Annotated in this window: 7 protein-coding genes and 1 pseudogene; 5 read left to right on the top strand and 3 right to left on the bottom strand. The window is 72.0% G+C overall.

Annotation, left to right across the window (positions count from 1 at the left end; all coding sequences use genetic code 11):
* Positions 1 to 138 precede the first annotated feature (138 nt).
* The gene (leuE, locus tag AB0C20_RS33415) at positions 139 to 810 is read right to left on the bottom strand and encodes a leucine efflux protein LeuE (RefSeq protein WP_357569499.1); all 672 of its coding nucleotides are present in this window, start codon (positions 808 to 810) and stop codon (positions 139 to 141) included.
* Positions 810 to 2,054, bottom strand: coding sequence for a bifunctional pyridoxamine 5'-phosphate oxidase family protein/GNAT family N-acetyltransferase (locus AB0C20_RS33410; protein ID WP_357569498.1), 1,245 nt, complete (start codon positions 2,052 to 2,054; stop codon positions 810 to 812). The genes leuE and AB0C20_RS33410 overlap by 1 nt, the downstream gene beginning before the upstream one ends.
* A 36-nt stretch (positions 2,055 to 2,090) precedes the next feature.
* On the opposite strand from AB0C20_RS33410, the gene AB0C20_RS33405 reads away from it, so the two are divergent.
* From AB0C20_RS33405 to AB0C20_RS33390, 4 genes are all read left to right on the top strand, one after another.
* Positions 2,091 to 3,431, top strand: coding sequence for an aminotransferase class I/II-fold pyridoxal phosphate-dependent enzyme (locus tag AB0C20_RS33405; RefSeq protein ID WP_357569497.1), 1,341 nt, complete (start codon positions 2,091 to 2,093; stop codon positions 3,429 to 3,431).
* Positions 3,432 to 3,762: 331 nt separating this feature from the next.
* Positions 3,763 to 4,467 (top strand): UdgX family uracil-DNA binding protein, encoded by a 705-nt coding sequence (locus AB0C20_RS33400; protein ID WP_357569496.1) that lies wholly within the window; start codon positions 3,763 to 3,765, stop codon positions 4,465 to 4,467.
* Positions 4,468 to 4,676: 209 nt separating this feature from the next.
* Positions 4,677 to 6,281, top strand: coding sequence for an FAD-dependent oxidoreductase (locus AB0C20_RS33395; RefSeq protein WP_357569495.1), 1,605 nt, complete (start codon positions 4,677 to 4,679; stop codon positions 6,279 to 6,281).
* Positions 6,282 to 6,392: 111 nt separating this feature from the next.
* Positions 6,393 to 6,977, top strand: a complete 585-nt coding sequence (locus AB0C20_RS33390) for a hypothetical protein (protein ID WP_357182900.1) — start codon at positions 6,393 to 6,395, stop codon at positions 6,975 to 6,977.
* 6 nt (positions 6,978 to 6,983) lie between these two features.
* Here the strand turns inward: AB0C20_RS33390 and AB0C20_RS33385 are convergent, their stop codons facing one another.
* Positions 6,984 to 7,337: a nuclear transport factor 2 family protein gene (locus AB0C20_RS33385; RefSeq protein WP_357182897.1), complete on the bottom strand. Its 354-nt coding sequence runs from the start codon at positions 7,335 to 7,337 to the stop codon at positions 6,984 to 6,986.
* 153 nt (positions 7,338 to 7,490) lie between these two features.
* Here AB0C20_RS33385 and AB0C20_RS33380 point away from each other — a divergent pair.
* Positions 7,491 to 8,125: pseudogene (locus AB0C20_RS33380) on the top strand (MFS transporter); the annotation flags it as partial.

The following is an 8,125-nucleotide window of genomic DNA, read 5'->3' as shown; positions in this document are numbered from 1 at the left end:
CCGCGATCTTGCAGTTTCTGCGGCGACAAAGCGGCTCAGAATGCGCGTTTCGACGACCGAAAGTGCAAGATCGCGGCGGGCGGGCGGGCGGGCCGGCGGGCAGCGAGGGTGGGGGTGGGGGTGGGGGTTGGGGTTGGATTAGCCCGCGCTGGCTGTGGCCAGCTTGAGGCTGAAGGCCAGGAAGAGGGCGGCTACGGCCGTGGTGCCACCGACCGCCAGGCGGCGGCGCTGGCGGAACTGGGCGGCCAGGAAGGTGCCCGCGAAGATCAACGCGGTCAGGTAGAGCGCGCTGGTCACCTGCGCGATCAGCCCGAGCAGCAGGAACGACAGCGCCGGCCAGGCGTAACCGGGGTCGACGAACTGGATGAAGAACGAGATGAAGAACAGGATCGCCTTCGGGTTCAGCAGGCTGATCACCAGCGCCTTGCGGAACGGGCTGCGCATCGCCGCCGGCTCCGCGGCGTCGATGAGCCGCGGCGTGCTCGGGTCGTTGCGGTCGCGCCAGCGCCGCACGGCGCCCAGCAGCATGGTCACCCCGACATAACCGAGGTACGCGGCACCGGCGTACTTGATCACCATGAACAGCGGCGGGTACGCCTTGAGCAGCGACGCCACCCCGGCGGCGGACAGGAACATCAGCACCCCGTCGCCGACGAACACGCCACCGGCGGCCCGGTAGCCGACCGCGACGCCCCGTTTGGCAGCGGTCGAGAGCACGAAGAGTGAGTTCGGCCCGGGCAGCAGGATGATGGCCACGGTGCCCAGTACGTACGTCCAGATGTCGGTGATCCCCAGCACGCCCGCCATCATCACGCCGCCGGTGCCGTCCGCAGAAGTCTTTCTCGCAGCCTGGCCTGTGCGTTCGGCCACTCGTCGACGGTCATCGCGTACTGCACGGTGTCCCGCCAGGAGCCGTCCGGGCGTTGCCGGTGCATCCGCAGTACCCCTTCCCGGGTCGCGCCGAGCCGTTCGATGGCCGCCTGGGAGCGAACGTTGCGGATGTCGGTGTGCCAGGCGACCCGTACCGCGCCCAGGTCGTCGAAGGCCCGGCTGAGCAGCAGCAGCTTCGCCTCGGTGTTGACCCCGGTACGCCACCAGGGCCGGCCGAGGAAGGTGTGGCCGATCGCCACCGCCCGCCGCTCCGGGTCGATGTCGTAGTAGGAGGTGCTGCCCACCACCGCCCCGGTCGCCGCGCACCGCTGCACCCAGGCCACCCGCTCGCCCCGGTGCTGGGCGGCCAGGGCGGTGCCGATCACCTCGGCGGTTTCGGCGGGGGCGGTGGGCGGCGCGACGCTGAGGTGCCGCCACACCACAGGGTCCGCGGTGGCGGCGTGCAACTCGTCGGCGTGCGCCAACTCGAGCGGCTCCAGCCGAACGTGCTCGCCGTGCAGCGGCACCGGGTCGTGCCAGGGCGTGCGGGGCGTCCGCAGGTACGCCGGCAGCGGCGCGGTGACCCCGGCGTCCGGCTCGGGTGCCCCGACGGTCAGTCGCAGCGGCAGCACGCCGGCCCAGTGCGGCAGATCCAGGTCGGCCTCGTCCTCGCGGACCCCGCCGGCGCGGGCCCGGACGGACACCTCGCGCAGTGGCAGCGCCAGTACGGCGGTCTCGGCCAGCTCGCGACGGCTGGGCGGACGGGTGGCGGTGCTGCGTCCCGCGCCGACCTTCTCGACCAGCGCGGTGAGCATGGCGAGCTTCTCCCGCTCGTCGGTGACCAGTCGGGCGGTGCCGTGCGCGACGACCGAGCGGTAGTTGGCGCTGTGGTGGAACTGGGAACGGGCGTAGACCAGCCCGTCGAGCACTGTCACCGCGACGCAGACCGGCAACCCGTCGTCGCCCCGGGCGGCGAGCAGCGGTCGACTGCCGGTGGAGCCGTGCAGGTAGAGCGTGTCGCCGATGCGAACGTGAAGGGTGGGTAGCACCCGTGGCTGGCCGTCGACGACGAAGCTGAGCGCGCAGTCGTACGCCTCGTCGAGCACGGCGTGGGCGGCGGCCTGGTCGTAGCTCATCTTGTCGCGGGAGCGGTGGGGTGTGGTCCGGGCGGTGGGTGGATACATGCGCGCGCCCCTTTGTTCTAGTACAATCTCTTATTTGTGTCAGCACGCTATCAGCTCATCGGTACGACAGCCGTCGAGATTTCGGCCAGCATCGAGTCGGGCATCCGTACCGGCGCCCTGTCACCGGGGGCCGCCCTGCCACCCGTACGGGCACTCGCCGCCGAGCTGGGTGTCAGCCCCGCCACCGTCGCCCGCGCCTACCAGGAGCTACGCCAGCGTGGCCTGCTCGCCACCGCCGGTCGGCACGGCACCCGGGTACGCCCCCGCCCGCCGGTGGCCGCCCGCCGCTCCGCGCTGCGCCCCCCACCGTTGCCCGGTGCCCGAGACCTGTCCCGGGGTGAACCCGACCCCCGTCTGCTGCCCCCGCTGGGCCCGCACCTGGCGGCGCTCGCCATCGAGAACGGCCCCTCGGTCGGCTACTCCGATGCCGGAGTGCTGCCCGAACTGGCCGAGGTGGCCCGTGCCCGGCTGCGCGCCGACGGCGTACCGGCCGGGGAGTTGACGCTCACCGGCGGTGCGTTGGACGGCATCGAACGGTTGCTCGGCGCCCACCTGCGCCCCGGCGACGCGGTGGCGGTCGAGGACCCGGGCTGGGCCAACCTGCTCGACCTCGTCGCCGCGCTGGGCCTGCGCCCGATCGGCGTACCGCTGGACGACGAGGGACCACTGGTCGGCGGGGTGGCCGCGGCGCTCGCCGCCGGAGCGCGGGCGCTGATCGTCACCAGTCGGGCGCAGAATCCGACCGGCGCCGCCGTCTCCGCGGCCCGCGCCGAGGCGCTGCGGACACTACTCGCCGGCCGCCGGGACCTGCTGCTGATCGAGGACGACCACGCCGCCGAACTGGCCCGCGTACCCCTGCATCCGCTCGCCGGTGCGACAGCGAGTTGGGCCTTCCTCCGTTCGGTGAGCAAGCCCTTCGGCCCGGACCTGCGGATGGCGGTGCTGGTCGGCGACGAGACGACTGTGGCCCGGGTGAGCGGCCGTACCCGGGTCGGTGCCGGCTGGGTCTCCACAGTGCTGCAACGTCTGGTGCTCGCCCTGTGGCGGGACCCGGCTGTCACCGCGTTGGTGCAGCGGGCGGCGCACAGCTACGAGCAGCGTCGCGACGGGCTGCTCGCCGCGCTGGCCGAGCACGGCCTGACCGCGCACGGTCGCAGTGGCATCAACGTCTGGCTGCCGGTCGCGGACGAGACCAGCACTGTGACAGCGCTCCGCGACGCCGGCTGGGCGGTGGCCCCCGGCGCGCTCTACCGGATCGCCGCCCCGCCGGCCCTGCGCATCACCGTCAGCTCCCTGGACACCGCCGACCTGGCCCCGCTGGCGGCAGCCCTGGCCCAAGCCGAAAATCCACCCCCCTCCCAGGGCTTCCCCACCTGACCCTGCCCGCGCCCCCGCTCTCGCGATCTTGCGGTTTGTGTTGGTGAAATGTCAGACCTGTGCACGTTGGTCGGGACAGAAAGTGCAAGATCGTGGGGATTCGGGACGGCGGGGACGGGTATGCGGGCGCCCGGAGGTGGGGGACATGGCTTCTGGTGGGGCTCGTAAGGGGATCTGGATCGCGGTGGCGGTGGCGATCATCATCATCGTCATCGTGCTGATCGCGATCGCGTCCGGCGGCGACGGGGGTGGCAACGGGTACTGACACGTTGCGGCCGGGGCACCGGGGCGTATCCGGCGGCGAGCATCGAACGGGTATATAACAGTCGGCATGGCCGAGCAGACCGGGAGCGCTCCGGGCGCCCAGCGGTTCATCCCGCCCGACGCTGACACCATCGACGACCTGCGCACCGCCGCAGGCGGCTGCCGGGGCTGCGAGCTGTACCGGGACGCCTCGCAGACGGTCTTCGGCCGGGGCGACGAAAGTGCCCGCGTGGTGCTCGTCGGCGAGCAGCCCGGCGACATGGAGGACCAGAAGGGGCTGCCCTTCGTCGGCCCGGCCGGACGCCTGCTGCGCCGCGCTGTCGACGACGCCGGGCTGGACCCGGGTCACCTCTACCTGACAAATGCCGTAAAGCACTTCCGCTTTGAGTTGCGCGGCAAACGGCGGATCCACCAGACGCCGGACCAGGCGCACATCACCGCCTGCCGCCCCTGGTTGGTCGCCGAGTTCGCCCGGCTGCGTCCGGAGGTCGTGGTGGTGCTCGGCGCTACCGCCGCCAAGGCGCTGCTCGGCCCGTCCTTCCGGGTCACCCGGCAGCGGGGTGAGCTGCTGCCCTGGCCGGAGTCGGCCCAACACCCCGCCGACTTCGAACAGGTGCCGGTGGACAACGCCGGAAAGCGGGCCGACGCGCCAGAAGCTCGGCTGCTGGCCACCATCCACCCATCCGCCGTCCTGCGGGCCGACGACCAGGACAAGGCGTACGAGGGCCTGGTCGCCGACCTCACCGTCGTCACCCGCGCCCTGCCCGGCTGACCGGCGACCGCAACCCGCCCTACCCGGAGCCCGCCGAGACGCCACCGCCCTCGGCCCGAGCCGCGAAACGCAGCCGCCCCGATCCGAGCCGACGGAAATCGCCGGCCGGGTCGCGCGGCGAGGTGATACCCGCCGGAAACGGCGATGCGTGAACCACGTAACAGATCCTCTGCAGACTCATGCGAGTCGATCTTGTAGGGGAGGCCGTTATGAGCGATCAGACGCAGTCGATGGTCAGCCGGCGTGGGTTCCTGCGTACTGTCGGAATCAGCGGCGGTGCCGGAGCGATGCTCGCCACCATGGGCGCCATGGGGCTGGCCCCCAGCGCTGCGGCGTCGGTCACCCCGGCGTTCCGGCCGCCGGAGCGGTCCGACTTCACTCTCACCGGGCGTTCGGGCGCCAGCGTGGTCGTTCTCGGCGGCGGCATCGCCGGGCTCACCACCGCATACGAGTTGGGCAAGGCGGGTTACCACTGCACCATCCTCGAGGCGCGGCACCGCGTCGGTGGGCGGAACCTGACCATCCGAGGCGGCGACGTCGAGACGGACCTCGACGGGCGCACCCAGCGGGCTGGTTTCTCCGACGGGGTCTACTTCAACGCCGGGCCGGGGCGCATCGCACAGTGGATGGTGACGATGGACTACTGCCGGGAACTCGGCGTGCCCATCGAGGTCTTCACCAACCAGAACGCCGACGCCTGGATCTACAACGAGTCCGCCGGGATGACCGAGCCGGTCCGGTACCGCACCGCCAAGGCCGACGTGTACGGCTACGTCTCGGAACTGCTCGCGAAGGCCACCGACCAGGGCGCGCTGGACGCCCGGCTCACCACCGAGGACCGCGACCGGCTGCTGTCGTTCCTGCAGAGCTTCGGCGCGATCGGCGGACGGACCAGCGACTGGGCGTACACCGGGACCAACCGCCGCGGCTACTCCGCCTATCCCGGTGCGGGCAACGACGTGGGGAGCCTGCTCGGCGCGCCGCCGGCACTCTCCAACGTCTTCGCCAGCAATGTCGGCAGGTACTTCTCCTTCGAGTTCGGTTACGACCAGGCCATGCTGATGTTCCAGCCGGTCGGCGGGATGGACCAGATCACCCGCGCCCTCGCCCGGGCGGTTGGCCCGCATCGGATCCGGCTCAACGCCGAGGTGACGGGGGTGACCGACCGGGGCAGCCGGGTCGAGGTGACCTATCGGCAGGGTGGCCGGCAGTCGCAGATCACCGCCGACTACTGCGTGGCCGCGCTGCCGCCGCATCTGATGGCCCGCGTGCCGCACAATCTCGGCACGCCGGTGACCGCGGCCCTGGCCGACTTTCCGGTCACCGCCTCCGGGAAGATCGGCCTGGAGTACCGGAGCCGCTGGTGGGAGACCGATCAGCGGATCTACGGCGGCATCACCGAGACCGACCTGGACCTGTCGCACATCTGGTACCCCTCCTACGGTTTCCACGGGAAGCGCGGCCTGGTCGTCGGCTACTACAACACCGGGGCGAACGCCAGGGCGTACAGCGGTCTCACGCCGGAGCAGCGCAGCGAGCGCGCGATCAGCCAGGGTGTCAAGATCCACGGTGACAAGTACCGCAGTGAGCTGGTCACCTCGTACTCCCACGCCTGGGACCGGACCCGCTACATCGAGGGCGCCTGGACGTCACCCCGGTACGGCACGGCCGGCTACAACCTGCTGCTCCAGCCGGCCGGGCGGGTCTACTTCGCCGGGGACTGGCTCAGCCACGAGGTGGCCTGGCAGCACGGCGCGTTCGTGGCGGCCCGTTCGGCGGTCTCCGCGCTGCACCAGCGGGTGATGGCCGGCTGACCGACCCAGCCGTGCGGCGTCCAGATCTTGGACAGTTTCCGTTACGCCGTAACGGAAACTGTCCAAGATTGACATTGCGTGGCGGATCGCCCGGGTGGGTAACGGGGGTCGATGGACGTTGACAACGAGGAGCGTCGTGCGGGTGCGCCCGCTGTGGCCACCGGGCGCCGCGAGAGATGGAGGCGGTTCGTCGAGCGGGCGACCGGGTTGCAGCTCATGGCCGTCTACTGGGTGCCGATGACGCTGCTCATCGGGTTGCCGGTGCGCTGGCTGTTCGACCGGCAGGACTCACTTGTCGAAGCCGTGCTGGGCGCCGCGCTGAACACCGTCTGGATCGGGCCCTCGATCTCTCTGGTGCAGCGGGTTGTGGGCGAGGCCCGGCAGGATCCCGAGGGGATCGCGCTGCGCCAGGCGCTGCGGACCGGCACCGTGCCCGAGGACGCCGCGGTACGGGCCGAACTGCCCAACTACCTCGCCCGGCAGCGGCGCGCCACCTGGGCGGCGCTGCTGCTTGTCCTGGGTGTGTGCCTCGGGCTGGTCCTGCTCGCTCTGCTCGTCGCCGACAACGAGGGCTTCGCGGTGATCTTCGGCGTGGTCGCCGCCGTCAGTGTGGCCGTCGCCGCACGCACCCTGACCCGGATCCGTCGGCTGGCGTCCCTGCTGGCCGCGCCGGAAACACCAGGATCGGGCGGGTAGGGCGCCTCAGTCGCCCGCCGTGATCTTGCTGAACACGTCCTTGGCGGCGATCAGACCATCCTGGACCAGGTAGAGATCCACGCCGCGGAGCACCGTCCCGTCCTCCGCTGGCGGCCAGCTCCACTCGCACAGGATCCGGTCGCCGGCCGATCGGACCGCTCCGAGGGTCGGCCCAGGGCCGAGCTGGTCGGCGAAGGCGCGGCACACCGCGTCCCGACCCCGCAGGGCCACCGCCGGCCCGTCCCAGGCGCTCGGGCTGTAGGTCACGTCCTCGGCGAGGCAGGCCGACACCGCGGCCAGGTCGCCCCGGTGCCACGCCGCGTTGAGCCGCTCGACCACCAACACCCCGGCATCGCTCACCCGGGCACCATAGGCGTGGGCCGCGCCGGGAGCGACCCGGTTGCGGCGCGACGGGGCGTGCTCGCCGAACCGGGTTCGGCTGTCGGCAAAACCCACTGCCGCTGCTCGGTGCGGGTGCGCGAGGATGAGTCACCCCTTCCGACAGGAGCGCCGATGGCGACCGACCTGACCGCGCCGCGTACCACCGCTCGACCCGACGTCGCGTCGATCCAGCGGCGTACCCTGCGGCTGCTCTTCACCACCCAGATCATCGGCGGGATCGGCGTGACCATCGGCATCGCCGTGGGCGCGCTGCTCGCGGCACGGATCGCCGGGACCGCGGTGGCCGGTGTCGCACAGAGCGCCGGGGTGGTCGGTGCCGCGCTGCTCGCCGTCCCGGTCACCCGGATCATGGCGCGGCACGGCCGCCGGCCGGGCCTGGTGCTGGCGTACGCGGTCGGCGCCGTCGGTGGCCTGCTGGTGGTGCTGGCCGCTGCGACCCGCTGGGTGCCGCTGCTCTTCCTCGGCATGCTGCTCTTCGGCGGGGGCACCGCCGCGAACCTCCAGGCCCGCTACACGGCGGTGGACCTCGCCGAGCCGGCCCGTCGCGGGCGGCAGCTCTCCCTGATCGTCTGGGCCACCACCATCGGTGCGGTGGCCGCGCCGAACTTCGCCGCGCTTGCCGACCGGGTCACCACCGGCTGGGGGTTGCCCCCGCTGGCCGGCCCGTTCGCGTTCAGCGCGGCCGCGTTCGTGCTGGCTGCCGTCGTACTCCTCGGGTTGCTCCGGCCCGACCCGCTGCTGCGGTG

The sequence above is a fragment of the Micromonospora sp. NPDC048843 genome, from assembly GCF_040649965.1.
Classification (GTDB): domain Bacteria; phylum Actinomycetota; class Actinomycetes; order Mycobacteriales; family Micromonosporaceae; genus Micromonospora; species Micromonospora hortensis.
This window is presented reverse-complemented; position numbering and strand designations above follow the sequence as displayed.